16 protein-coding genes are annotated in these 26845 nt (G+C 35.6%); 9 read left to right on the forward strand and 7 right to left on the reverse strand.

The features are described 5' to 3' along the window. Positions 1 to 295 precede the first annotated feature (295 nt). Both FNW21_RS12810 and FNW21_RS12815 read right to left on the reverse strand, forming a co-directional pair. The gene (locus FNW21_RS12810) at positions 296 to 5002 is read right to left on the reverse strand and encodes a beta strand repeat-containing protein (RefSeq protein WP_144257150.1); all 4707 of its coding nucleotides are present in this window, start codon (positions 5000 to 5002) and stop codon (positions 296 to 298) included. Positions 5003 to 5629: 627 nt separating this feature from the next. After that, on the reverse strand, positions 5630 to 8554 hold the full coding sequence (locus FNW21_RS12815; RefSeq protein ID WP_144257151.1) for a TonB-dependent receptor: 2925 nt from the start codon (positions 8552 to 8554) through the stop codon (positions 5630 to 5632). Positions 8555 to 8862: 308 nt separating this feature from the next. Between FNW21_RS12815 and FNW21_RS12820 the strand changes: the two genes are divergently transcribed. After that, positions 8863 to 9546, forward strand: a complete 684-nt coding sequence (locus tag FNW21_RS12820) for a hypothetical protein (protein ID WP_144257152.1) — start codon at positions 8863 to 8865, stop codon at positions 9544 to 9546. A 92-nt stretch (positions 9547 to 9638) separates the two neighbouring features. On the opposite strand, the gene mtgA is transcribed toward FNW21_RS12820, so the two are convergent. Together mtgA and FNW21_RS12830 are read right to left on the reverse strand one after the other, a co-directional pair. Next, on the reverse strand, positions 9639 to 10382 hold the full coding sequence (mtgA, locus tag FNW21_RS12825; protein ID WP_144257153.1) for a monofunctional biosynthetic peptidoglycan transglycosylase: 744 nt from the start codon (positions 10380 to 10382) through the stop codon (positions 9639 to 9641). Then, positions 10382 to 11494: an NAD(P)/FAD-dependent oxidoreductase gene (locus tag FNW21_RS12830; protein WP_144257154.1), complete on the reverse strand. Its 1113-nt coding sequence runs from the start codon at positions 11492 to 11494 to the stop codon at positions 10382 to 10384. The genes mtgA and FNW21_RS12830 overlap by 1 nt, the downstream gene beginning before the upstream one ends. Positions 11495 to 11654: 160 nt before the next feature. Here FNW21_RS12830 and FNW21_RS12835 point away from each other — a divergent pair, with 160 nt between their 5' ends. Both FNW21_RS12835 and FNW21_RS12840 read left to right on the forward strand, forming a co-directional pair. Further along, a complete protein-coding gene (locus FNW21_RS12835) occupies positions 11655 to 13556 on the forward strand; it encodes a S9 family peptidase (RefSeq protein ID WP_144257155.1) in 1902 nt (633 codons plus the stop codon). Between the two features lie 110 nt (positions 13557 to 13666). Beyond that, the gene (locus FNW21_RS12840) at positions 13667 to 14428 is read left to right on the forward strand and encodes a hypothetical protein (RefSeq protein ID WP_144257156.1); all 762 of its coding nucleotides are present in this window, start codon (positions 13667 to 13669) and stop codon (positions 14426 to 14428) included. Between the two features lie 186 nt (positions 14429 to 14614). Here FNW21_RS12840 and FNW21_RS12845 read toward each other — a convergent pair whose 3' ends face one another. After that, on the reverse strand, positions 14615 to 15865 hold the full coding sequence (locus tag FNW21_RS12845; protein WP_144257157.1) for an ABC transporter permease: 1251 nt from the start codon (positions 15863 to 15865) through the stop codon (positions 14615 to 14617). 164 nt (positions 15866 to 16029) lie between these two features. Between FNW21_RS12845 and purH the strand changes: the two genes are divergently transcribed. The 6 genes from purH to rodA all read left to right on the forward strand — a co-directional run bounded on the left by purH (position 16030) and on the right by rodA (position 23272). After that, positions 16030 to 17580: a bifunctional phosphoribosylaminoimidazolecarboxamide formyltransferase/IMP cyclohydrolase gene (gene purH / locus FNW21_RS12850; protein ID WP_144257158.1), complete on the forward strand. Its 1551-nt coding sequence runs from the start codon at positions 16030 to 16032 to the stop codon at positions 17578 to 17580. Positions 17581 to 17633: 53 nt separating this feature from the next. Further along, complete coding sequence (locus FNW21_RS12855) at positions 17634 to 18662, forward strand: rod shape-determining protein (RefSeq protein ID WP_144257159.1); 1029 nt, start codon at positions 17634 to 17636, stop codon at positions 18660 to 18662. A gap of 98 nt (positions 18663 to 18760) precedes the next feature. Further along, complete coding sequence (gene mreC / locus FNW21_RS12860; protein WP_144257160.1) at positions 18761 to 19585, forward strand: rod shape-determining protein MreC; 825 nt, start codon at positions 18761 to 18763, stop codon at positions 19583 to 19585. Beyond that, positions 19578 to 20084, forward strand: coding sequence for a rod shape-determining protein MreD (locus FNW21_RS12865; protein WP_144257161.1), 507 nt, complete (start codon positions 19578 to 19580; stop codon positions 20082 to 20084). Before mreC ends, FNW21_RS12865 begins: the two co-directional genes overlap by 8 nt. Then, the gene (gene mrdA / locus FNW21_RS12870; RefSeq protein ID WP_144257162.1) at positions 20081 to 22018 is read left to right on the forward strand and encodes a penicillin-binding protein 2; all 1938 of its coding nucleotides are present in this window, start codon (positions 20081 to 20083) and stop codon (positions 22016 to 22018) included. The genes FNW21_RS12865 and mrdA overlap by 4 nt, the downstream gene beginning before the upstream one ends. Before the next feature lie 18 nt (positions 22019 to 22036). Beyond that, positions 22037 to 23272, forward strand: coding sequence for a rod shape-determining protein RodA (gene rodA / locus FNW21_RS12875; protein ID WP_144257163.1), 1236 nt, complete (start codon positions 22037 to 22039; stop codon positions 23270 to 23272). A gap of 174 nt (positions 23273 to 23446) precedes the next feature. On the opposite strand, the gene FNW21_RS12880 is transcribed toward rodA, so the two are convergent. Further along, positions 23447 to 24277: a DNA/RNA non-specific endonuclease gene (locus FNW21_RS12880; RefSeq protein WP_144257164.1), complete on the reverse strand. Its 831-nt coding sequence runs from the start codon at positions 24275 to 24277 to the stop codon at positions 23447 to 23449. 78 nt (positions 24278 to 24355) lie between these two features. Then, positions 24356 to 26635, reverse strand: a complete 2280-nt coding sequence (locus tag FNW21_RS12885; protein ID WP_144257165.1) for a carboxy terminal-processing peptidase — start codon at positions 26633 to 26635, stop codon at positions 24356 to 24358. Positions 26636 to 26845: the final 210 nt, after the last annotated feature.

Below are 26845 nucleotides of genomic sequence, written 5' to 3' on the forward strand. Positions count from 1 at the left end.
ATTAATCTGTACTGCATTTTTCGCTTACACTTGCATATAAAAACTTTTTTTATATGCAACTAAAAATCTAAAAACCGAAGCCTTAAAATTACGAAAATATCTTACTCAAATAAATAAATTTATTGGGTAAGCTATTTTATAATACAAGTACGTCAGGTTACTCTAGATTATTTTGAAAGGAAACTGTTTTGCAGTCTTTCTAATTATTTCAAAATATGCTAAAAAGAACTAAAATCTTAAAGCAAAAAAAATAAAAAGGCCGCCACGAATGACGGCCTTCATATTTAACTTAAAATTATTTTTTGATCATTTTTTTAACGATCACTTCATTGTTAGCAGCATTCACTAACTGAACTAAATAAATACCACTTCTTAATGAAGATACATCTTCGCTAATAGTGTTACTTCCTTCTTGCAATTGTACTGATTTAGTATTAACCGCTACAGTACCATCAAAAGAGTAGATAGTCATTTCAAGAACACCTGCTCTTGAAGCTACAACATCAACATTAAAGTTACCATAAGTTGGGTTAGGATACACTTCAGTAGCAGTTACAGTAACCACATCTTTAGTAGATGAATCCTGTCTTGCAACTGAACATGAGCCAGTAACTAATTTTAACGATTTGTTTAATACACTAGTTCCAACTCCGTTTACTGATGCAATTGTAATGTATTTAGGAGCAGCAGTAGTAGAAACTAATCCGTTATATTTAACTGAAAAAGTCAAATCAGATGTAGCTAAAACATTAGTTGTATTATCAGGATTACTAGCTGAAGTAACAATTGAACCTTCTGGAGCAGCAATAACATAAGAACTAGCTAAAAGAGATGGTGTAAGTGTATAGTCATAAGATCCATTACCACATAATGCAGTAAGTTGACCTGTCACAACAGATACAGCAGCAGGAACAGCAGTAATTAATTTTAATAATTTAGCAGTAGATTCTAATCCAGCATTAACTGTTACAGATGAACCAATACCGTTTACCGCTTTCACACCAATGTATAAAGCTGTAGTACCAGCACCAACACCTGAAAAATCAACAGTAATTACATTTGAATTTCCACCTGATAATTGAGTAACACCCGCTGGCAATTCCCAAGAATAAGAAGATGCAAGCAATGAAGCAGTAGCAGTCAAAGTAAATGGAGTACTTGTACCAATAAATTTACTAATTGCGGTTACCGCAGTAACTGTGCTCACAGCATCGTTAGTCAATTTTATTGCAGATGGCGCTTTAGGCAAAACAGCTTTCAAAGTCAACAGTTTAGCGGTAGATGTAGTTGTAGGACTCACAGCAGTTGCATTTGAAGTTACAGAAAGTCCTGTTCCGTTTTTAGATTTAACACCTATACGCAATACGTTTGTTGACACAGGAACAGTAGCAGTTGTTAAATAATTAAACGTATTTGCACTAGTTACACCTGAAAAATTAACAGTAATTACATTTGAAGTACCAGAAGTAACTCCTGATGTTGTAGTAGCACCAGATAACAAAGTTACACCTGTAGGCAATTCCCAAACATAAGAAGTAGCAGTAGCAACTGGAGTAGCAGTAATAGTTAATACAGTAGATTGACCCATGTATTTAGCAAAACTTGAAACAGCTGTAGGAATACCAGAAACTGGTAGTGGCAATAAAGCATCTGTTAGTTTAACAGCACTTGGAGCAGCTGGTAACGCTTTAGTAAGTGCTAAAACTTTGAAAAGACTGTTACATCCTGCAGCATTTACAGCAGCAACAGAAATATTTCCTATTGAACCAGCTCCTGTAGGAACATTATTAAAGTTAACAGTTACCGTATTTGTACCTTGACCAGAAACAATATTCATTCCTAATGGTGCAGTCCAAAGATAAGAAACAGCATCAACAACTTCGGCGATAGTGTAAGTAGCTGTAGTTGTAGTTCCTACCAAAGCACCTTGAGCAGTAGTTCCAGTAATTGTACCTGGAGTAGCTAATATAGGAGTTACATTTACAACAATTGCAGCTCTTGGACTTTCTGTTCCATCAGCATATACTTGAGAAACAAAATAGGATTTTGTTGAAGGAGCAACTGTAGTTGCAGGAACTGGAGCAGTTGCTAAAGGAACATCTACTATCGCAACTGGTGCAGCTGTACCTACAGCTGGTTTGTAAGTTACATCTTTAGAGTACCATTTTAATGAAACACCACCAGCTAAAGTAGCTGTCAAAGCTGTAGCTACTGAACCTTTACATAAATTAACAGGAGTTACAACAACTGGAGCAATTTTAGAAACTAAACCTGTAAAGTTTGAATTAGACAATGCAGCTGAACCTGTAGCTGGTCTATAATCTAATCCTGTGTAAACTGTAGCGTCAGTGTTGTATGGTAAAGTTAACAAACCAGCACTTGCAGCTTGTGTAGTATTACCATTAGCAGCGTACCATGAGGTAATGTTAAAAGCAGGATTATTACCAGCTGTAAGTGTACCTGGAGAAGTTACTTGCAATACTCTTGCAGTAGTAACAATACCAGCTAAAATGTTGTTTTTGAATTTCAAATCACCATTTACAGCATTTGTTTCAGCAGCAACACCATCTATGTGAAGTCCTTCTTGAAAATCCATAAAGATAGAATTGTAGATACTCAATTTAGAAGCTCTACGGATTCTAGCCCCTCTTTTGAAACCTGAAGCTAATGTTCCACCATTGGTCAAACCTACACGGTAAGATGGTCCTATCAAAGTACAGTTTGTAAAAATAGCACTTGTATAAGGAGTTGCAGAAGTTCCAGTAGCATTGTTATCAGATTCAAAACCTTCTGAAGTAGAAACGGATGGATTATCAGAAATTTGTGGGTCTCTAATTGCTAAAGCATATTGTACTTTACCACTAAATCCGTTATCAGTATCAAAATCATCATCTAAATTTCTATAAGATACCAAGTGTTTACAGTTTACTGCACCACCAAACCATTCGAAAGCATCGTCATTTGCAAAAGATACTTGTACATAATCAATTGTAGTTCCACTTCCAACAGCACCCATTGTCAAACCATTGATTTCGCTGTTTGGAGCATATACATATCCACCAAATTCAATACGTACATATTTCAAAGTACCTGAATTATCAGCATCATCTGGAGTTAAACCTCCACCATATTGAGTATCTGCTGATGCAGTAATACCTTCAATATTATTAACACCACTATTCAAGTTGAAAGAACCATTACCTAAAAGGATAATTCCTCCCCAGTCTCCTTTGTTTCTTGAACCTGCAGCATTGTTTGATGTAAATACAATTGGGCTTGTAGCTGTACCCACTGCATTAATTTTAGATCCTTTGGTAATAATCAAAGACGCACCAACACCAGCACCTCTAATGGTAACTCCTGGTTGAATGGTCAAAGTAGCACCGTTTTTAACATAAGTCAAACCTTGCAACAAGTAAGTATTACCTGTTGTCCAAGTTGTGTTTGCAGTAATTTCACCACTTACAGTAATTCCTGTAGCAGAGTAAACTGTATTTTGTGGATCGTAGTTTGTCCAGTTGTTTGTCCACATTGCTGTAGGAGCTGGAGCAAATGCACCTCTATAAGATGTAAATTCAATAGCATCAGCAACTACTGTAGTAGCAATTAATTTTCCTGTAAAAGCACTATCTGTAAAATCTGAACCTTCTTCAACAATTGATCCTGAAGCTGGTCTGTAATCTAATCCTGTATATGTAGTAGCATCTGTACCATAAGCGTTTGCCAACAAACCTGAATTTGAAGCTACAGTTGAGTTCCCATTAGCAGTATACCAATTTGTCATATTAAATGCAGCATTATTTCCTGCTGTAATAGTACCTGGAGAAGTTACTTGTATCACTTTTGAAGTAGTAACAATTCCTGCCAAAATGTTGTTTTTGAATTTCAATGTTCCTGCAACTGCATTATTTTCGGCAGCTACACCATCAATATGAACTCCTTCTTGAAAATCCATGAACAAAGAGTTGAAAATTTTCAATTGAGAAGCTCTTCTTATTCTAGCCCCTCTTTTGTAACCCGAAGCTAATGTTCCACCGTTAGTCAATGATGAAACTCTGTAAGATGGTCCTATCAAAGTACAGTTTGTAAAAATAGCACTTGTTGCTGGAGTTGCACTAGTTCCAGTAGCATTGTTATCTGACTCAAAACCTTCTGAAGTAGAAACAGATGGATTATCAGCAATTTGTGGATCTCTAATTGCCAAAGCAAATTGAACGTTTCCGCTAAATCCGTTATCTGTATCAAAATCGTCATCTAAATTTCTATAAGACACCAAGTGTTTACAGTTTACTGCACCACCAAACCATTCGAAAGCATCATCATTTGCAAAAGATACTTGAACATAATCAATAGTAGTTCCGCTACCTACAGCTCCCATTGTCAATCCGTTGATTTCATTGTTTGGTGCATATACATACCCACCAAATTCAATTCTCACGTATTTTAATGTTCCTGAACTATCTGTATTATCCGGAGTTAAACCTCCACCGTATTCTGTGTACACAGATGCAGTAAGACCTTCGATGTTGTTCACACCATTGTTCAAGTTGAAAGCACCTTTACCTAAAAGGATAATTCCTCCCCAATCGCCTTTGTTTCTAGAACCTACAGCTTTGTTTGAAGTAAATACAATAGGATTAGCAGCAGTACCAATTGCATTAATTTTTGCTCCTTTGGTAATTACCAACGCAGCACCAGTACCAGCCCCTCTAACAATAACACCAGGTTGAATTGTCAAAATTGCATTGTTTCTTACCGTAATCAAACCTGATAAAGCATATACTTTACCGGTAGTCCAAGTCGTGTTAGCTGTAATATCAGCACTAACAGTAACTGTTGCATCGCCATAAGTGGCATTCTGCGGGTCGTAATTCGTCCAGCTATCTGTCCACATTGCTGTGGGAGCCGGAGCAAAAGCACCTCGATAAGAGGTTTGCTCAATTTGAGCATTTACAAGGTTGGCAATAAGTACCAAAATTGCAATTAAATAATTTTTTTTCATTTTTTTGGTGTTTTTTATTAAACAGGACAAAGCTATATTCAATGGGTAAAACGAATGCTAACTAAAAATTAAATAAAAAGAAAGCTACAGTTAACTAATTGTTAGCAACCAAGAAGAAATGTAAAATCTAGGTTAAGCAACACAAAAAGCAATAAAAACGAGCCTACAAAATCTTAATTTATACTATTTATAATCATTAGGTTAGGAACAAAACAATAAAAATGACAGTTATATTTAACGTAAACAGGATTAAAGCCAGCCCTACAAAAATAATCCGAGCCTAGGGCTCTGGTTTGCCATAAAAGTTCGTGTTAGGATTAGAATATACAGCAACTCGCTTTGGTATTCACAACATAGACTGGAACAAAAAAAAGAAGCACATGCTTAAAATGTACTCCTTTTTGTACAACTAAATCTATAGCAAACTGGACTAAAGTCCAGCCCAATAAAATAATCCGAGCCTAGGGCTCTGGTTCGCCATAAAAGTTCGTGTTAGGATTAAAATATATCGCAACTCGCTTTGGTATTCACAACATAGACTGGAACAAAAAAAGGAGCACATTCTTAAAATGTGCTCCTTTTTGTATATCTAGACCTATAGTATTCTAACCCAATTTATTGATTAATTTAAAAATTATAAGTAGCGGTTAATGAAAACGTTCTACCAAATTTTGTTCTCCATATCTCATCATCATCCTTGGCATTAAATCCATTTTCATAATGATAATCACCCGTAAAAACATGATTCGCAAGCGTTTCTAGTGTACCATAATCTACCGAGTTTTTGAAATTATTTTGATAAAAAATCAAATCCTGCGCTAATAAATTTTGAATATTAAACTTCAATTCCAGTTTGTTTTTGTATAATGACTTGGCAATTTGCATGTCTAGAAACGTTCTTCCTTTTTCCCACAAGGCTGGATTAAGTTCACTGGATGCCACCGCAATTCTATTGCCCGCTCTGTTAGCATTTAAAGATACAGCCCAACCATTGTCCTTGTTCATATACTGTAAACCTGCATTAAAAATATAAGGAGACTGTCCTTGCAAGGGTCTTGATTTTTCAGGATTTCCAGAGGCAAGATTAGAAACATCCACTTTTGATTTTATAACAGCTAGATTGGTAAACAAGGTCAAATCATCCAGAATAGTTGCGTTTTCATACTTGAAAATGGAGCTCAATAAGGTTCTGAATTCTAACTCAATACCACTGTTCTTGGCACTAGCGGCATTTTTATAAATAACCTCATTGTTATTAACGTTTCGCTGAATTTCGATTGGGTTTATAAATTTTTTGTTGAAATAAGAAAACGATACAATTTGCCCTTTGCCTGGATACAATTCATATCTAAAATCCCAGTTTATTATGCTAGCAATCTTCAAATCTGGGTTTCCATTCGTGAAAAATTTAGTTGTAAAATCATAAAACCCAAAAGGGGCTAATTCTCTAAATTCTGGTCTGTTCAAGGTTTTAGAATAACTCAAACGAAGATTTTGCTTTTTATCTATAGAGTAAATTAAATTAGCCGAAGGTAAAAAATCTTGTTGCGTTCTATCAGAATTAGAAGGTATACTCGACATATCTAAATAATCCAAAGTTTGCTTGTAATCCTCTACACGAAATCCCCACACTAATCTAAAACTTTTGTACCGGTTGTCTAACATGATATAGGCAGCATTCAAACTTGAGGTTGCTTGATACGCATCGGTAGGTTTTGTATCATCATATAACGTAAACCCTGTTTTGCCTGGAGAAACAATCCCCATATTACTTTGGTTAAAAATCGAAGCATCTGGCAGCTCCAACAACGAATCCTGAAACTTTGGCCCGTTATTCAATAAATACTTATTATAATACAACTGACGAGCAAAAAAGTCTCTATTTCTTTTTTGTGTAAATGCACCCATTTTAATCTCGTTAATAAAATCTTCGCCTATACTAAAACGTCTAGAAATATCTATTTTACCACCAGAAATGGACTCTTTATTTTCCGAGAAAAACATACCACCCGCAGAGGTACTTGGACTACCCGCAACATCACCAACTTGAGCTACAGGAATCGTTTCACCAGGAATGGTGCTACTTGGATCAGTAATAGAATAATTATTAGTTCTTAAATTAGGAATGGATCTATTGATGTTACTGTAAAAACCAGTCCAATTGAATTTAATTTTGGGTTGTGCAAAATAATGTTCGCCGTTGAGTTGTCCCGAATAAATTTTGTTACTAGTAAACCACCTAACATTAGAACTTGAAAATCGCAAGTCATTCACATCTTTTTGTCCATAACGCTCCACAAACAAATCAGTCGAGTTAATACTGTAAATATTTTTAAAAGTAAGTGTATGATTCTCATTAAACTTTAACGAGATGTTAGCTAATCCTGCTGTTAAAACTTGCTCGATATAATTTTTATCTCCATATTTAGAAACCAAAACAGTAGGGATTTCAGGATGATTAGGATCACCACCTTCAAAATCATTTCTGTTGGTTTCATTGTAATTTTTAGACTGATTATTGGAAAACGAAAACATAACACCCAAAACTTTGTCCTTGAAATCAAAATGATGTCCTATCGAATATTGAAAATTTACATTGGGTTTAAAACGTTTGTCTTGAACACTCCAATCTGATTGGAATGATTTAGCAACTGCAGCTCTTTCTTCATAGGTCAATTCCTTAAATTCGGTAGTGTTTGGTACTGACGATGGTAAATCTCTAGCTCCATTATCAAAACCCAACCAATCCGTCCCACTCCCTTTGTAGGTTTTTTGTGTTTTGAAAGTGGTAATGGTATTGACACCCGTTCCTACAGAGAGGGTTTGAAAATTTTTATCCGGAACTGATTTGGTATTAATTTGAATAACACCCCCAGCAAATTCTCCCGGTAAATCTGGCGAAGCGGTTTTGGTAATTACTAAATTATCAAGCATATTAGACGGGAAAATGTCAAAGGAGAACGCTTTTCTATCGGGTTCAGAACTTGGTAACGGCGCACCATTTAGGAAAGCAACATTGTAACGGTCGTTCAACCCTCGAATAATAACAAACTTATTATCCTGAATACTAGCACCACTAATCCGTTTCAAAACATCCGATGTAGTTTTGTCTGGCGTACGTTTAATCGTTTCGGCAGAGATACCATCAGATACACTTGCGTTATTTTTTTGAGCTACTAATAACGACTTAACCGATTCGGTTTTGGCTTTCGTTCTTGTAATTACCACCTCGTTAAGTTCGTTTTTGTTTTCAGCAAGCGTGGTGTTCAACGTAGTGCTTTCATTTGGTTTTACCACCACCTCTGAAATCGCTTTTGGTTTAAAACCAATAAACGAAAGTTCCACTTCATAGGTACCCGGAGCAACGTTTCTAAAAACAAATTTCCCATCAGGATCTGTCGATGTGCTTAATTTCAAATCTTTGATAATAATATTAACCCCTGGCAATGATCGACCATTGGCATCATCAAGAACAGTTCCACTGATTGTACCGTTTTGACCAAAAAAATATTGGGATACTAGTACTATAATAAAGGTGTAAAAAAACTTCATATCTGTATTTTAAATTATAAATGCAAAATAAATATAAAATCAGAAAGGGAATGTTAGCTTAAAATTAACAATTCATAATTTAAAAAACCAATGGTAAAACCCAGCTTTAAAGTCCTGTAAACAACTAACTAATAACAATTTACTTGAGAAATAATAAAAAGAAACAAGCCTGAATTATAAAAAAAGAGATTCTAATGCGACCTTTATTTTCTTGCAATGTTTCCAAATTGTTATATATGTAGAACGGGTTATTTGCAAAGAAATAAATTAAATACATTTGCGAAATAGTTTAAACAGATCTTATTTTTATGAAAAACAACAAACTAATCATACTATTACTATTGGTAGTAAGCTCCGTTTTTTCGCAAGAAAAAATAGACTCTACAAAGACCAAAATTCCTACTCCCAAGTGGGCATTAGAAATAGGAACGGGAAATAGCCAAGGAACTGCTCCGTATACAGATGGATATTTTGCAACCAAAAACGACAAAGTATTTGGGGATGTGAAATTAAACTCCATAAGTATAGGCGCACGTTACAATTACTCCAAGTTAATTGGGTTCAAGATGGATCTTGCTTTTGATTTGTACAAAAACAATAAAGATTCCCGTAGCAAACCCTTTGAAGTAGCACAATACCGCACTTCATTGCAAGGAATTATCAATTTAAACACGCTTTTTAAAACCAAAAATGAGCAGCCAAGATTTACCGTATTGCTACATGGTGGTTTGAACGTGTCGCATTTTCAAAATGTAAAAACAGTGGCTCGACCTAAAGTGGGCGGTGCAGATTATTTTGGTGGATTCGTTATAGGCTTAACTCCCATGTTTCGTGTAACTAATAAAACATCTGTTTATTTTGACATTAGCTCCTACACCAACTATAGACAACATTTGGCTTGGGACGGAAATCACTCGGAGGTAAGCAACAACCTGAATGGACACATGGTCTCTATGAATTTAGGGGTATCGTTTGCCATTGGTAAAAAATAGAATTTCTCACAAATAATAAATCCTGCAAAATCATTGTGATCTTGCAGGATTTTTATTTTTACCCAAACAACGTTAGAAAAAAATGGCGCTATTTAATATTCAATAGTACCTACATGACGCATAACTTTCATGATTTTGGATTTTCTATTATTGATATAGGAGGACGAACTAGTGGCTTTGTACTTTCTAGGATTGGGCAATATGGCAGCAATTCCTGCGGCTTGAATGGGTGTTAAACTAGCAGCATCCTTGCGGTACCAATATTGAGTTGCCGCCTGTGCCCCATATATCCCATCACCCATTTCAATGCTGTTCAAATAGACTTCCATTATGCGTTTTTTGCCCCAAATTACTTCTATCAAAACCGTAAAATAAGCTTCAAGTCCTTTCCTGATATAGCTTCGGCCTTGCCAAAGAAAAACATTTTTGGCCGTTTGTTGTGAGATGGTGCTGCCGCCTTTTATTTTTCGACCGCGTTCGTTGCTTTTATAGGCTTTTTGCATGGCTATAAAATCGAATCCATTATGACTCAAAAAAGTACCATCTTCACTGGCAATAACCGCTTTTTGTAAATTATTTGATATGTTTTCAATAGGTTCCCAATCGTGACTGTACTGGTTTTCTTTGCCAACCATTTTGTTTTCGATGACTCTGATTACCATCAAAGGCGTAAACGGAACGGGAACAAATTTAAAAAGAACTACAAAGAAAATCGATAGCCCAAAAAACCACAACAAGGCTTTGAACAAGAACCGAACGACTTTAGTCTTAAAAGTAGCTTCGTTCTTTTTTACTGGTTTTTTCAGTGGTTTTTTTGCTGTTATTTTGGTTGCCATTATACTAAATCTGCTAATTCTGTTCCTATTAAACTTCCTATTGCTACTCCCATTCCTCCTAGCCTCACGCCACAATACACCTGATCAGAGAGTTGCGTGACAATGGGTTTCTTGCTGTTGCCCATTCCCATAATGCCGCTCCAGCGATGGGCTATGGCTACTTCTTGATTGGGCAAAATTACTTCTTTTAACAACGCTTCCAACTTTTTTTGCACCAATTCTGTTTCGCCAAAAACAGTAGTATTCTCGGTTTCAAAATCAAGATTTCTCCCGCCACCAAGCAAAATTCTATCGCCTACATTTCTAAAATAATAATACCCTCGATCCAAATGAAAAGTGCCTTTTATATCTAAATTGGGTATGGGTTGCGTAATCAAAACCTGTGCTCTTGCAGGCTTTACTTGCCCTCCAGTTAATGCACTTGCAAAACCATTGGTTGCAAATAATAACTTTCTAGTAGGAAAACTAAAATCGCCAAGTGCTACTTCTACATGATCGTTTTTTTCTAAATACGAGGTGACAGTTTGTTGGTTCAGGATCAAAATATTTTGGGATACCGCTTGTTTAAGCAATTCTTGCATCATGTTACCCGTATCAATTTGAGCTTCGAATGGATTGAAAATCAAATATTCTTTGCTTCCGCCAAAACCAAAACGATCGACTTCTTTGGCAAAAACAGGACTTCGGAAAACAGGATTCAAAATTTCATTTATAAAGGGCAATTTCCCCAAACATTCCGAATAAAAAGTGTCGTCGTTTTCCAAAAATAATTCATAACCGCCATAGGGTTTATAATCGATTGCGGCATCGCCAAGACGTTTTCGTAACAGTTGCAAGCCTTTGGTTCGCTTTTGAATGAGATCAATAACTTCCTCTTCGGAATGTGATTTTAAATCATCAATAATCTCCGAAAGGCTTCCAAAACAAGCAAAACCTGCATTCTTGGTACTCGCTCCTTGCGGCAACATTCCTTTTTCTAAAACCAAAATTTTACTTTCTGGAAATTTCTCGCGCAAACGCAAAGCCGCATGCAACCCCACAATTCCACTGCCAACAACAGTGAAATCAACATGGGTAAACCAGTTTTTTAATTCCCAATAACTTAATTGCATGTCCTGAATTTTTTTATAAAAATAATATTTTTAGTCAATTAATACATCGCTCAACGCGGTTTTTAAACAATAATGTTAAAAATAAATCTTCACAAGAATCGTGTTGCTTTTTTTGAAATATAAACAGTAATTTTAAGGCTTGATTTAATTCAATTCAAATATGAAAAAAGTAATTTATTTAACCCTGACACTAGTAAGCTTGAATGCAATGGCACAAAACGTAATGACGCCTGAACTACTCTGGAAATTAGGCAGAGTAACTCCTTTGGGTATTTCTAAAGACGGCAAAAACGTAGTTTACAAAGTAGCTACACCCTCAATCGAAGAAAATAAATCAACTTCAAAAATGTATATTTTGCCCATAAACGGTGGTATTGCGACAGAAGTTAGCAGTACAGCAACACTTTTGAACGACAAAAACACCTCGCCTAACGGCAACTATATAGTCTACAATGAGGAAGTGAAAATTGACAACGTTCACGGAAAAGATTTTTATCCTGATTTGCAAAAATCAAATGTTCAAATTTATAACGGACTCGATTACCGCCACTGGGATACCTGGAATGAAGGCAAATTTAACCATGTTTTTTACAAAGAAAATAAGGAAGGTGCAGCTGGAATTGATATTCTAAAAGGAGGAAATTTTGACAGTCCACAAAAGCCTTTTGGTGGCGACGAAGATTACATTTGGTCGCCTGATAGCAAAAGTATTCTTTATGTATCCAAGAAAAAAGCGGGAACACAATACGCTATTTCGACCAATACTGATATTTATGAATATTTTCTAGAAACAGGAAAAACCATCAATAAAACCGAAGGAAATCTAGGATACGATATGGCACCACAATTCTCCCCAAAGGGCGATTTGACTTGGTTGCAAATGAAACGTGACGGTTACGAAGCGGACAAAAATGATATTATCGTTAATTTCAAAGGAATAAATACCAACCTGACCGCAAATTGGGACGGAACAGTCGATAATTTTATGTGGAGTGCCGATGGTAAAAAAATCTATTTTATTGCACCAATTGATGGCACAAAACAAGTTTTTGAAGTTAATTTTCCGGGTTTAACTCGAATCGCAATCAACGTGAATCAAGTAACCAATGGCGATTTTGACGTCAATGATTTAATAGGTTTTTCTGGCGACAACCTTATTGTGACTCGAACCGATATGAATCATGCAGGAGAGATTTTTTCGTACAACCCCAAGAAAAATACTTGGAAACAATTGTCCAATATAAACACAGCAACCTACAATACACTCACATTAAGCAAAACCGAAAGACGGTACATTACCACAACCGATGGCAAAAAAATGCTAGTTTGGGTTATTCTTCCACCCAATTTTGATGCGAACAAAAAGTATCCCACCTTATTATTTTGTCAAGGTGGCCCACAATCTCCTTTGACACAAGGCTACTCTTTCCGTTGGAATTTTTCGTTAATGGCGGCTAATGGCTATGTAATTGTGGCACCTAACCGCAGGGGAATGCCTGGACATGGAGTGGCGTGGAACGAGCAAATAAGCAAAGATTGGGGCGGACAAGTTATGGATGATTATTTAACAGCTATAGACGCTGTTGCGAATGAAAGCTATGTTGACAAAGCGAGACTGGGTTGCGTTGGGGCTAGTTATGGCGGGTATTCCGTGTTTTATCTCGCAGGAATTCACAACAACCGTTTCAAAACTTTTATTGCCCACGATGGCGTTTTCAACACCCAAAGTATGTTTGGCACCACCGAAGAAGTGTTTTTTAACAACTGGGATTTTGGTGGCGCTTATTGGGAAAAAGACAACAAAGTAGCTCAAAAAACCTATACCACTTTCAACCCAATCACACTAGTAGACAAATGGAACACACCCATTTTAATCATTCAAGGTGGTAACGATTTTAGAGTCCCTATTGGCCAATCGCAAGAAGCGTTTCAAGCGGCACAATTGCGTGGTATAAAAAGTAGGTTCCTATATTTCCCTGAAGAAAATCATTGGGTGCTGAAACCACAAAACGCACAAGTATGGCAAAAAGAATTTTATAAATGGCTGAAAGAAACCTTGTAAAATTCGAATATGGTTTTGTCAAAAAATTAAAAAACACCTGTAAAGCATAAAAACGATTTACAAGAAAGAGCTAAAAACTTTCTGGTAGATCGTTTTATCAAAAAATAATTATGATACAATTCCTAGAAACAATCAAATTAAGGAATGAAACTTTGTTCTATTTTGGATTACTATGTTTTGTATTTGCTGCTCTTTTTTTGGTTTTAACCAAAACAACTACTGTTCAGGTGTACAACGTAAGTGCGTGGTACAAACCCTTTAAATTTGCATTGTCGACCTTCCTATATTCTTGGGCAATGGCTTGGTATTGCTATTATCTTCCTGATTTTAATATCGGTTTTTTTAATTGGTCCATTATTATTTTATTAGGTTTTGAAATTGTTTATATCGCAATTCAAGCTAACAAAGGGCAGTTGTCACATTACAACACTAGTACTTCTTTGTATTCCTTTTTGTATGCAATGATGGCAATAGCAGCGACTTTGGCAACCCTTTACACAGCCTATGTTGGCTTGTTATTTTTCACTACCAATTTTCATGATTTGCCTAATCACTATGTTTGGTCCATACGGCTGGGAATCGTAATTTTTGTTATTTTCTCTTTTGAAGGTTTTGTAATGGGGACCAAATTAACACATACTATTGGTGGCGAAGATGGTGCTGCTGGAATTCCTATTTTAAATTGGAGTACTAAATATGGAGACCCAAGAATAGCTCATTTTATAGGCATGCATGCCCTACAAGTGATCCCATTAATTTCCTATTATCTATTAAAAAACACAAAAGCTACAATAGCAATTGCACTACTTTACTTGCTTTTGTCGATTTTCACACTCATTCAAGCTTTGCAAGGAAAGTCTTTTTTTAAATAGAAAATTCTAAACAATACCATTATTATGAAATACAAAATAATGATTGTTGATTCCAGTTGCAAGAACTAAAGACAAATAAAATATTGAATTAATATTTTCCTAAAATCAACAACATAACCGTAACAATAAATAAAAAAATCCCGTCATAAACGGGACTTTTTTATTTCAAAAAACAAACTAGAAAGATTACATTCCTGTTCTAATGGCTTCTACAGGATCTAATTTTGATGCTGCAATAGCGGGTAAAATCCCAGAAACCAACCCAATAATAGCTGCCAAACCAGTTCCTAAAAGGATATTTCCCATTCCTAAAACAAATTCAAAATCGAGCGCTTTGGTTAATACAAAAGCAATTAACCACACCATTAACAAACCAATCAAACCGCCTATCACCGAAAGTATGATGGCTTCGAACAAAAATTGAAACAATATAAACCTGTTTTTGGCACCCAATGATTTTTGAATTCCTATTAAATTGGTACGCTCTTTGACTGAAACAAACATAATATTAGCAATACCAAAACCTCCTACAAGTAATGAAAACCCACTAATAACCCACCCTACTAAATTCATTTGTCCTATAATCCCGTCTATAAAATCAGTAAATCCAGAAAAAACATTAATGAAAAAATTATCCATTTCACCCGCTTTCAATCCTCTAAAGTTTCTTAATTTTTGAGAGATTTCGCCTTTGTAAGCGTCCATATCGACCCCTTTTTCGGGTTTAAAAATGATCACATTGGTCAAATTATCGTTGTTGTCGCCATACAATTGCCTAATGACATTGACAGGAATAAACGCAGATGTATCGTTGCTATCGCCAAACAAACCAGCACCTTCTTTTTTTAGAACACCTATAACGGTGAATCGTTTTCCGTACAAACGCACATTTTTTCCAATAGGCTCCGCGTCTTCAAATAAGGATTTAGCGATTTCATTTCCTAAAACAATAACCATCGATCCTGAATTGGCTTCGGATTCATTGTAAAACCTTCCTTTTTCAAATTCTAACCCTTGAATATCAATAAACTCGTGGGAAACAGGGACAATATTTATAGAACTCACGGTATTCGACTCGTATTTTATAGACTCACTTTTAGTAAAAATTTGATACCCCATTTGATCCGTATTGGTCATAGCCCCTTTCATATAGGTATATTCATCATACTTTACATTAGGAAATTGCTCCCTTTTCCATTGCGGTATATCCGATGGACCAAAGGAAAACTTCATTAAATAAATAGTGTTTTTATCTAAACTACTTAAATCTTTAGTGATTTTTCTGTCCAAAGAATCTACGGCTGCCAAAACAGCTATTATCGAAAAAATTCCAATAGTAACGCCTAATAACGAAAGTAATGTTCGCAATTTATTGTTGCGCAAAGCATTCATCGCAAAGCCGAAACTCTCTTTTAACAATCGTAAGTAAACCAACATATCTTTTGAATTTTTGTTATCGTAAAATTGAGTATTTTTTAATCAAAAACCTAATAAATTTCTCCTTACCCATAGGTGCTACTTTTTATAAAAATGTTACAGTAAAGGATTGAATTTTATAATCAAAAAAAAACTATTTTTGCAACTTATAACAATACAACACAATGAGCACTAGTAAAACAATCCAATCCGCATTAATTTCCGTATTTTCAAAAGAGGGTCTTGAACCAATAGTAAGAAAACTTCATGAACAAAATGTTGTTTTTTACTCTACAGGTGGCACCGAAGATTTTATAAAAAATTTAGGCATTCCTGTAATCCCTGTTGAAGACATAACTTCCTATCCATCTATCCTTGGTGGGAGAGTAAAAACGTTGCATCCCAAAGTTTTTGGAGGAATCCTAAACCGTCAAGACAACGAAAGTGATGTGCAACAAATGGAGGAATACAACATTCCACAGTTGGATTTAGTGATTGTAGATTTATACCCATTCGAAAAAACAGTTGCCTCGGGAGCCAGCGAAGCAGACATTATCGAAAAAATTGATATTGGTGGTATTTCACTAATTAGAGCTGCCGCAAAAAATTTCAAGGACACCGTAATCATTTCATCGGTAGATCAATACGCTTCTTTTTTAGAACTTATAACTGTTCAAAATGGCACAACAACACTAGCCGATAGAAAAGTATTAGCCACCAAAGCATTTCATATTTCTTCGCATTATGATGGTGCAATTTTTAATTATTTCAACACCGACGAAACCATTTATAAAGCTAGTATTGCTAATGGTCAAGTCCTACGTTATGGCGAAAACCCACATCAAAAAGGATTTTTCTTTGGAGATTTTGAAGCCATGTTCAATAAAATTCACGGTAAAGAATTATCATACAACAACTTACTAGATGTTGACGCAGCCGTAAATTTAATTGCTGAATTCAAAAAAAATCCAGTACAGACGTTGCAATGCAACGACTCAACTTTCGCTATTTTAAAACACAATAACGCATGCGGCCTGGCTACTAGAACCACCATAAGCGAAGCTTATAATGCGGCTTTGGCTTGTGACCCAACATCGGCATTTGGAGGTGTTTTGATTTCCAATACCAAAATTGATGTAGCTACTGCGACCGAAATCAATAAATTATTTTGCGAAGTGGTTATTGCGCCCGCATACGAGCCAGAAGCTATTACCCTTTTGGAACAAAAGAAAAACCGAATTATATTAGTTCAAAACGAAGTTGCTTTACCTCAAAAACAAGTGCGAACTTGCTTGAACGGAATTTTGGTTCAAGACAGAAACAACATCACGGATACTAAAGCCGACTTAAAAACCGTTACCCTTACAGCACCAACAGCTCAAGAAATAGAAGATTTGATTTTTGCCTCTAAAGTGTGCAAAAATACCAAATCGAATACCATTGTTTTTGCCAAAAACGGAACCTTAATTTCCTCTGGAACAGGACAAACTTCACGAGTAGATGCCTTGTTGCAAGCAATAGAAAAAGCAAACACTTTTGGATTTAGTTTAGAAGGCGCTTCAATGGCAAGCGATGCTTTTTTCCCTTTTCCTGATTGTGTTGAGATTGCCAAAAAGGCAGGAATAACAGCTGTAATTCAGCCGGGAGGTTCGATTAAAGACGAATTGAGTATTAATTATTGCAACGAAAATAAAGTTGCAATGGTATTTACGGGCACACGTCATTTTAAACATTAATTTGTTTAACTTTGACCCTAATTATTTTTAACTTTTAAACCCCTAAAAAACTTATGGGATTTTTTGATTTCATGACCGAGGATATTGCGATAGACCTTGGTACCGCAAACACTTTAATCATTCATAATGACAAAGTTGTTATTGACAGTCCATCTATTGTAGCTAGAGATAGAGTCTCGGGCAAAATCATTGCAGTTGGTAAAGAAGCCAACATGATGCAAGGAAAGACACATGAAAATATCAAAACAATAAGACCTTTGAAAGACGGTGTAATTGCCGATTTTGATGCTTCCGAAAAAATGATTAGTATGTTTATAAAAAGCATACCCGCTCTGAAAAAAAGAATGTTCACTCCTGCCCTGCGTATGGTTGTGTGTATCCCTTCAGGAATCACCGAAGTTGAAATGCGTGCCGTAAAAGAGTCTTGCGAAAGAGTAAACGGTAAAGAAGTATACTTGATTCACGAGCCAATGGCCGCTGCAATTGGTATTGGAATCGATATCATGCAACCTAAAGGAAACATGATTGTAGACATAGGTGGTGGAACAACTGAAATTGCCGTAATTGCATTAGGCGGAATTGTTTGCGACAAATCCGTTAAGATTGCTGGTGACGTTTTTACCAATGATATTGTGTATTATATGCGTACCCAACACAACCTTTTTGTGGGAGAAAGTACTGCCGAGAAAATAAAAATCCAAATTGGAGCTGCTATAGAAGATCTAGAAACACCTCCTGAAGATATGTCCGTACAAGGACGAGATTTACTTACAGGAAAACCAAAACAAGTTGAGGTTTCCTATAGAGAAATTGCCAAAGCATTAGACAAATCAATTCAACGTATTGAAGATGCTGTTATGGAAACCCTATCTCAAACACCTCCTGAATTAGCCGCTGATATTTACAACACAGGAATTTATCTTGCGGGTGGTGGTTCTATGTTAAGAGGTCTTGATAAAAGAATTTCTCAAAAAACAGATTTACCCGTTTATATCGCCGAAGATCCATTACGTGCAGTAGTGCGTGGAACTGGAATGGCTTTGAAAAACTTGGGAAAATTTAAAAGCATCCTTATAAAATAACAAAGACTAAATTTCGAAATCCCAATTTAGTTAAAAATGTTGCTGAATTGGGATTTGGTATTTTACATTTGAATTATTTAAAATTTTAATTTAATACAATGCAGCAAATATTTCATTTTATCTTTAAAAACAGTAATAGATTGCTGTTTTTGCTGCTTTTGGGTATTTCGTTGGCGTTAACTATTCAATCCCATTCTTTTCATCGAAGTAGAGTCATCAGTTCCGCTAACTTCTTGAGCGGCGGTGTTTATGAAAAAATAAATAACATAAATGAATATTTGAATTTAAAAACCGAAAACGATGCATTAGCATTAGAAAATGCAACCTTAAAAAGTCTTTTATTTAACAAAAAAGATACTGCCAGCGTTGCAAAACTAGACAGTCTAAAAGGAGTAAAACCCCAAGACATCATTGTGTCAAAAGTGATTCACAACTCCTACAGCGTTCCGGAAAATTATTTGACCTTAAATTCAGGAGCCAATCAAGGCGTAAAACCGGATATGGGCGTAGTAAACAGTTTAGGAATCGTGGGAATTATTGACAATACTTCGGCAAATTATTCGACTGTAATTAGTATTTTAAATAAAAAATCTCAAATAAATGCCAAAATAAAAAAATCAAATCATTTTGGTTCTTTAATTTGGAACGGAAAAAATACTGGTTTTGTTCAACTTATTGACGTGCCTCGTTTAGCAGCGATTCGAAAAGGAGATACTATAGTAACAGGAGGTCAATCCGTTATTTTTCCTGAAAATATCAACATTGGAACCATTTCCAAAATTGAAAAAGACAATCAAACCCATTTTTATACCATTACTGTTAAGTTATTTAATGACATGACGAATTTGGGACATGTCTATATTATAAAAAGCAAAGACAAAGAGGAAGTTACTAATTTAGAAAAATTAGAAAAAGATGAATAGTACCTTATTAGTTAATATTTTGCGATTCATTCTCCTACTAGCCGTTCAAGTTATTGTGTTTAATAACATGAATTTTTTAGGTTATATTAGTCCTTTTCCTTACATTTTGTTTATCATTTTATATCCCGTAAATGGCAACAAAACAGGACTTTTACTGTCCAGTTTTTTACTCGGCCTGATTATGGATTTGTTTAGCAACTCTGGCGGAGTTCATGCCACCGCTTGTTTGAGTTTAGCCTATTTACGTCCATATATTTTTAAATTTTCTTTTGGATTAAGCTACGAATACCAAACCGTAAAACTCAATGATGTAGTAACACCAGAACGTTTTTCGTTTATTTTGGTAGCTGTTTTATTGCACCATTTGATTTTGTTCATTTTAGAAGCCTTTCAATTTAGCATCATTTTAGACGTATTGTTACGTACTCTTTTAAGTACCGTTTTTACCATTATTCTTTGCGTTACCATCATATACCTTATTAAGCCAAACAAAAGATGAGAAAAGTCTTGTTGCCTGCTTTAATTATTATAGCAGCTTCTCTGCTAGTTATTCGTATTTTTTATTTGCAAATTATTGATGATTCCTTCAAACTGAAATCCGAAAATAATGCAATCAAAATAAAGTACGATTACCCAGAGCGTGGGTACATCTACGATAGAAATGGCAAACTTATGGTAGCCAACCAAGCTTCCTATGACATCATGGTAATTCCAAAGGAAGTAAAGGAGGACATTAATGTTTTGGAGTTTTGCCAATTATTAGCTATTACCCAAGAGGACTATTTAAAACGCATGGCCAAGGCCAAAGTGTACAGCCCTAGATTACCATCTGTATTTTTGGCACAATTGAACAAAAGTGAATTTGCTGCTTTCCAAGAAAAAATCAGAAAATTCGAAGGATTCTATTTTCAAAAACGTTCTTTACGCGATTATGAAGTAAATTATGGCGCCAATGTTTTTGGTTTTATCACACAAGTAAGCGAAAAATTAGTGGCCAAAAATCCGTATTACAACAGTGGCGATTTAATAGGCCGTCAAGGTGTAGAGGAAAGTTACGAGGATATTCTCCGCGGTATAAAAGGAGTTACTTACATTCAAAAAGACAAATACAATAGAGAAATTGGGTCTTACAAAGAGGGAAAATACGACACCACAGCCGTTCAAGGCGAAGACATCCGATTAACGATTGATTCTGAACTTCAAAAATATGGTGAAGAATTAATGATTAATAAACGCGGTGGTATTGTAGCCATCGAACCCAAAACAGGCGAAATTTTGGCACTCGTTACAGCACCATCATACGACCCAGCAATATTAGTAGGCCGACAACGGTCTAAAAACTACACACTTCTATACCGTGATTCTATAGCAAAACCACTCTACGACAGAGGCTTACTTGCCGAATATCCACCAGGCTCTCCGTTTAAAATCCTAACGGGTCTTGTTGGACTTCAGGAAGGGGTGATAAATGAGCAAACTACCTATATGTGTCATCATGGTTTTAGTTATGCTCCCGGTCGTTTTATGAAGTGTCATGGTTTTGGCCCTCATCAATTGCATAACGGAATTTACAACTCCTGTAATACTTATTTTGCAAATGTATATTTACGTATTATTGGCAAATATAGAAGCTCCCCATACGCAGTAGATGTATGGAGCAATCACGTAAAGAGTTTTGGACTTGGTCAATTTATGGGGTATGATTTGCCAATAGGTAAAAAAGGGAAAGTACCAACATCAAAAACCTATAAAAAGATATATCCAGATTGGCGTTGGAGTGGCAAAACCATTATATCCAACTCTATTGGTCAAGGCGAAGTCCTTATGACACCCATACAATTAGCAAATATGATGGCAACCGTTGCTAATGAAGGCTATTATTTTACACCTCATATCATCAAAAAAATAGAAGGACAAGCAATTGATAAAAAGTTTACCACAAAACACGTAACCACCATAGATCGCAAATATTTCCCGCCAATGATTAGTGGATTATTTGACGTATATAATTTTGGAACTGCCAGTGCACTTCGGGTGGAAGGAATTGACATTTGCGGTAAAACGGGAACTGCAGAGAATTTTGCCAAAATAGATGGCGTAAGAACCAAGCTTCACGATCACTCCATATTTGTTGCTTTTGCACCGAAAGATAATCCAAAAATTGCCATCGCTATTTTAGTTGAAAATGGTGGTTTTGGTGCCGCAATTGCTGGGCCAATTGCAAGTTTGATGATTGAAAAATTTTTACGAAAAAAAATAACCAGAACGGATCTTGAAACTAGGATTTTAAACACAAGTTTACAAGGACAATATGCCAAACTAGGCGGACTTTCTGAAGCAGTGAAATTAGAATTAAAAATCAAAGATTCTATCTTGCAAAGCAAAATAAAGAAAGTAGCCGTTGTGAAAATTGATTCCACACAAGAGAATTAAAAACCCCATTTAGTCGCCATGAAAAACCAAAGTATAACCAATAATATTGACTGGACTTGCGTCATTATTTATATTTTATTAGTGCTATTGGGATGGATAAACATATACTCCTCCTCACTTTCCTCAATGGAAGGCACCTCTGACAAGCAATTGATTTTTATAATACTCGCCATTCCGTTAATTTTTATTGTGCTTTATGTAGATGGGAAATTTTACGAAAAATATGCCACAATTATTTTTGGAGTTGCATTATTATCACTGTTGGGTTTGTTTGCATTTGGAAAAACAATCGCTGGACAACGCTGCTGGTATGGAATAGGAAGTTTTACCCTTCAACCTTCTGAATTTGCAAAAGCAGCGACAGCATTGGCATTGGCCAAATACTTAAGTGATCCCCAAATTAATTTGAAAGATGTCAACAGGCAAATTCAAGCATTAGCAATTGTTTTTTTACCTGTGATGCTTATTCTACCGCAACCTGACCCAGGAAGCGCCTTGATTTACAGCATTTTTATTATTGTTTTGTATCGGGAAGGACTTCCGGCTTGGTATGTTTGGACGGGTTTTATTACCATTTTATTATTTGTTTTAACGCTTGTTCTCCAACCACAATATGTAATATTAATTGCTTTGGCGGTCATTGCCATCGTTCATTTTAAGTCCCGTTTAGGTGATCGAAACCTTGTTATGAGTGGTATATTATTGGTCGTAATATCGGGATTTGTGTTGTCTGTGAATTATGTTTTTACCCATGTTTTTAAGCAGCATCATCGAGATCGTTTTAATATTTTGCTAGGAAAATCGGTTGATATGAAAGGGATTGGATACAACACCAATCAATCCGAAATTGCAATTGGATCCGGAGGATGGTTTGGCAAAGGTTTTCTTGAAGGAACACAAACCAAAGGTGGATTTGTACCCGAACAACACACGGATTATATTTTCACTACTGTAGGGGAAGAATGGGGGTTTTTAGGATCCTTGTTTGTCATAGGATTATTTGTTGGCCTCTTTTTGAGGGTCATCTATTTAGCCGAAAGGCAAAAAACAAAATTCAGCAGAGTGTATGGTTATGCCGTTGCAGGCATTTTATTTATTCACTTTTTTGTAAACATCGCTATGGTTGCGGGCGTTTTCCCCACTATTGGAGTGCCACTTCCGTTCTTTTCTTATGGTGGATCGGGACTTTGGGGATTTACAATTTTGCTGTTTATTTTTATCAAAATGGATGCTAATAAAGTCAACGAATGGTAATAAGTAAGTCGAAAGTTATAATATCGTAAAGTCAAAAGAAGGAATGTTTTCAATAATAGTTCAAAATCAACCTGTTACCACATTTTTTCTAATTTATAAAATACTTCATCATACAATGATTGTTACATAAATGGTGAAAGAAACAAAAACTATTTCGTTCCTTTCACCATTGTATTAATCAAAACTCCATTCTTTATAGTTGGTGTTTTTTTCCAAATTAGATTCGATATCATCGGGTAAGTTGGGGTAAAAATCAATTCCTGTCATTTTTTCTAAAACAGCAACCGAAACAACAAAATCATACAATGGTTTTTCACTTTTTTGATTTGGAACTAAAAAAGCAATCATTTTGTAGTTTCCGTTAGTATTGTTCAAAAGTACTTTGTAAAAATAATCGGGGACTGCTACTTTCTCTTTGCCAATAGTTTTTAAATTATCTTTCAAAACACCGCCTGTAACCACATAAATTCCATTGTATTTACTGGCCCAATACCGAGTTTTTTGTTCCAAGCGATTCCAAATACCATCATTAAATTCGTGTATTTGAGGCGAAATATTAGACGTGAAAAAAGTATCGTCATAAGCAGCTTTCGAAAATTCCATATCGCCCGCAGGACACAAATGCCCTTTGTCATATCCTGAATTTTTATAATTACGCCAATCAGCTGAACCCGTTGCGACTTGAGGATCTTCAATAAAAAAAGGTCTTTTGAAATGAGTATTGCTCCCATATTCTTTCTTGAGTTCATACGCCACCCATTCGGCTTGCTCGTACTTTTCATTATAGGAAACGGTATAATATTCGTGCTTTACAAGTTGCTTTGTCGTAGATGTTGGTAGGTAATCAAAAAATCCCTTCGTGTTTTCAAAGCCTTCTTGTACTTTTGGTTTCGAAATTTTTCTAGCTGACGATGTTATATTTACAGCGGTATTGTTGTTTTGGCACGAAATTAAAACGCCATTAAACAATAGTGAAAGGGACAAAAAAAGGGTAGTTATTCTCATAATTATTATTTTTTAAAATTAAAAAAACGCTTTAAAAATTTCCTGGTTTTTAAAGCGTTCTTTTGTATGAAAATTGATTTAAGATTTAACCAACTTCTCTTTTTTGTTTACTTTTTTTGAAAGACTCTTTACTGAACTTGATTTTGGTTGCAAATCATCCAATACATTCAAAGCTTCTTCAACATAAATATCTTTGGACAAACTTTCGTGCCATCTTTCTCTTTTTTCTTTCAAAGAAACATCTTTGCTCATGCCTTCGACTTCATAAGGAAGTGAGGTAAATTTCAAGCCGTTTTTGTATTCAGAAATTGGTTTGTATTTTTTAGCTTTTTCTTCCAGTTCGTTTTGAGCCACTTTGAATTTATCAATATTCAAACTATAGGTGTTTTCATCGCTTCGACTATCAATCCATTTTGCATTTTCTTCAATCAATTGCAATTGTTTATTTTGAGCAATTCTGGCTTTACTATTGGCTTCGGCTTTTTCAAAACCCCCATTTTTATCCCAAACAGTATAAGGTGCAGCGTCAATTTTATCCCAAGGCAAAGCACTTTCTACATCGCGCTCTCCCATTTTTAAATAAGCATAACGATCTGGCATCACAATATCACTACTCACGCCTTCTCGTTGCGTTGAACCACCATTTATTCTATAAAATTTTTGAATAGTGGTTTTCAAAGCACCCAAATCGCCCACAGCACTATTGCGTACAAACTGGTTCAAATCAATTACATTTTGCACGGTTCCTTTGCCATACGTTTGTTTACTACCTATGATAATTCCTCGTTTGTAATCTTGAATAGCCGCCGCTAAAATCTCTGATGCCGATGCCGAAAAACTATTCACCATGATAACCAAAGGCCCGTCCCATTCAATTTTTTTGTCCCTATCGTACAACACTTCCTTTTTCTGATTAGACGATCTAATTTGTACAATTGGCCCTTGCTCAATAAACAATCCAGCAATATCGACCACAGTTGATAGCGACCCACCACCATCATCTCTTACGTCTAAAATGATACCGCTGACATTTTCCTTTTTGAGCCTTTCCACTTCCAAAGCAATGTCTTTCCCTGCATCTCTACCCTCTTTATTTTCAAAATCAATGTAGAATTTTGGCAAATAAATCACGCCATATTTCAAACCATTTTTCTCTACCAAACTTGACTTGGCGTAGGTTTCTTCAATTTCAACGATGTCTCTAATTATCGAAATGTTTTTTACCGTTCCGTCTACTTTTTTAACGGTTAGACGTACTTCAGTACCTTTTGGGCCTTTGATTTTTTTGACCACATCATCTAAACGCATTCCTACCACATCAACTGGTTCCGCATTTCCTTGCGCTACTTTCATCACTAAATCGCCTGCTTCTAACTGTTTTCCTCTCCAAGCTGGACCGCCAGAAATAAGTTCAGTAATCTCGGTAAAATCATTTTTCTTTTGCAAACGAGCGCCAATTCCTTCTAGTTTTCCGCTAATATCCACATCAAAACGTTCCTTTTCTTGCGGTGCAAAATAGTTCGTATGCGGATCAAAACGGGACATAATAGAATTGATATATACCGTAAACCAGTCGTCTCTGTTGAGCTCATTCATAAACCCAAACGACTCGTCTAACGATTTCAAAGTACTGGCTCTGGTTTCTTTTTCTAGCTCTTCAAAGGTTTTAATTTTACCTGTATCCGCTACTTTATCGGCGTCTTTTTTGACCAAATAATCTTCTTTGATTTCTTGTCCTTGTTGCAAAGGTACAGTAGTCTCTTTGGTAGTAGCAGCTCCAGTTTTTCCTTTATTTTCCTGAACTCTCATGCGCTCTGTAAGCGACGAAAGTGTGGATAATTTAATTTGTTTGCGCCACTTTTCGGTCAATTCTTTTTCATTGGCAGCATAAGGTGCTTTTTCATAATCCGTATTGAAACTTTCGTCTACTTTATAGTTAAACGGCTGGCTTAATACCGCTTTATATATTTTTTTACTTTCCTCCACGCGCTGCATCAAACGACTGTAAGTCAAGTTAAAAAAAGACAAATCCTTGTTTGTCAACTGATCGTCTAATTGGGTTTCGAATTTAGAAAACTCCTCAATATCCGATTGTAAAAAGAAACGTTTTGAGGGATCTAATGCCTGAATGTAATCCTTATACACCCCTTTGGAGAAAGCATCATCAATAGGTGCGGGACTATAATGTCCTTTGGCAATAACAAAAGTGAGCAGTTCTAGCAATAATTTATCCTTTTCGGGATCGGTAGCGGCTTTTTTATCCGAATTAATTTTGAACGCAAAAAGCGTCACCGAAACACATACTAAAACTAGTAGTATTTTGAAATTTTTTTTCATAAAATTAAAAATAGTATTCATCAATTGGTCAATGTAATTTTTTAGTAAAGATAATGCCAACAAACGGTGGCGCTTTATAAATTTTTGTTAAAGATATAAAAATGTTTTATCGATTTAATTTTTAATTTTTTGAAGCGTTTAAAATTTTGCCACAAAGACACAAAGGTGCGAAGTCACAATAAAGCAACCTTATTAAGCAGCAAATATAATGCTACCATAAACGCAATATGC

The sequence above is a fragment of the Flavobacterium restrictum genome (assembly GCF_007097245.1).
In the GTDB taxonomy this organism is placed as follows: domain Bacteria; phylum Bacteroidota; class Bacteroidia; order Flavobacteriales; family Flavobacteriaceae; genus Flavobacterium; species Flavobacterium restrictum.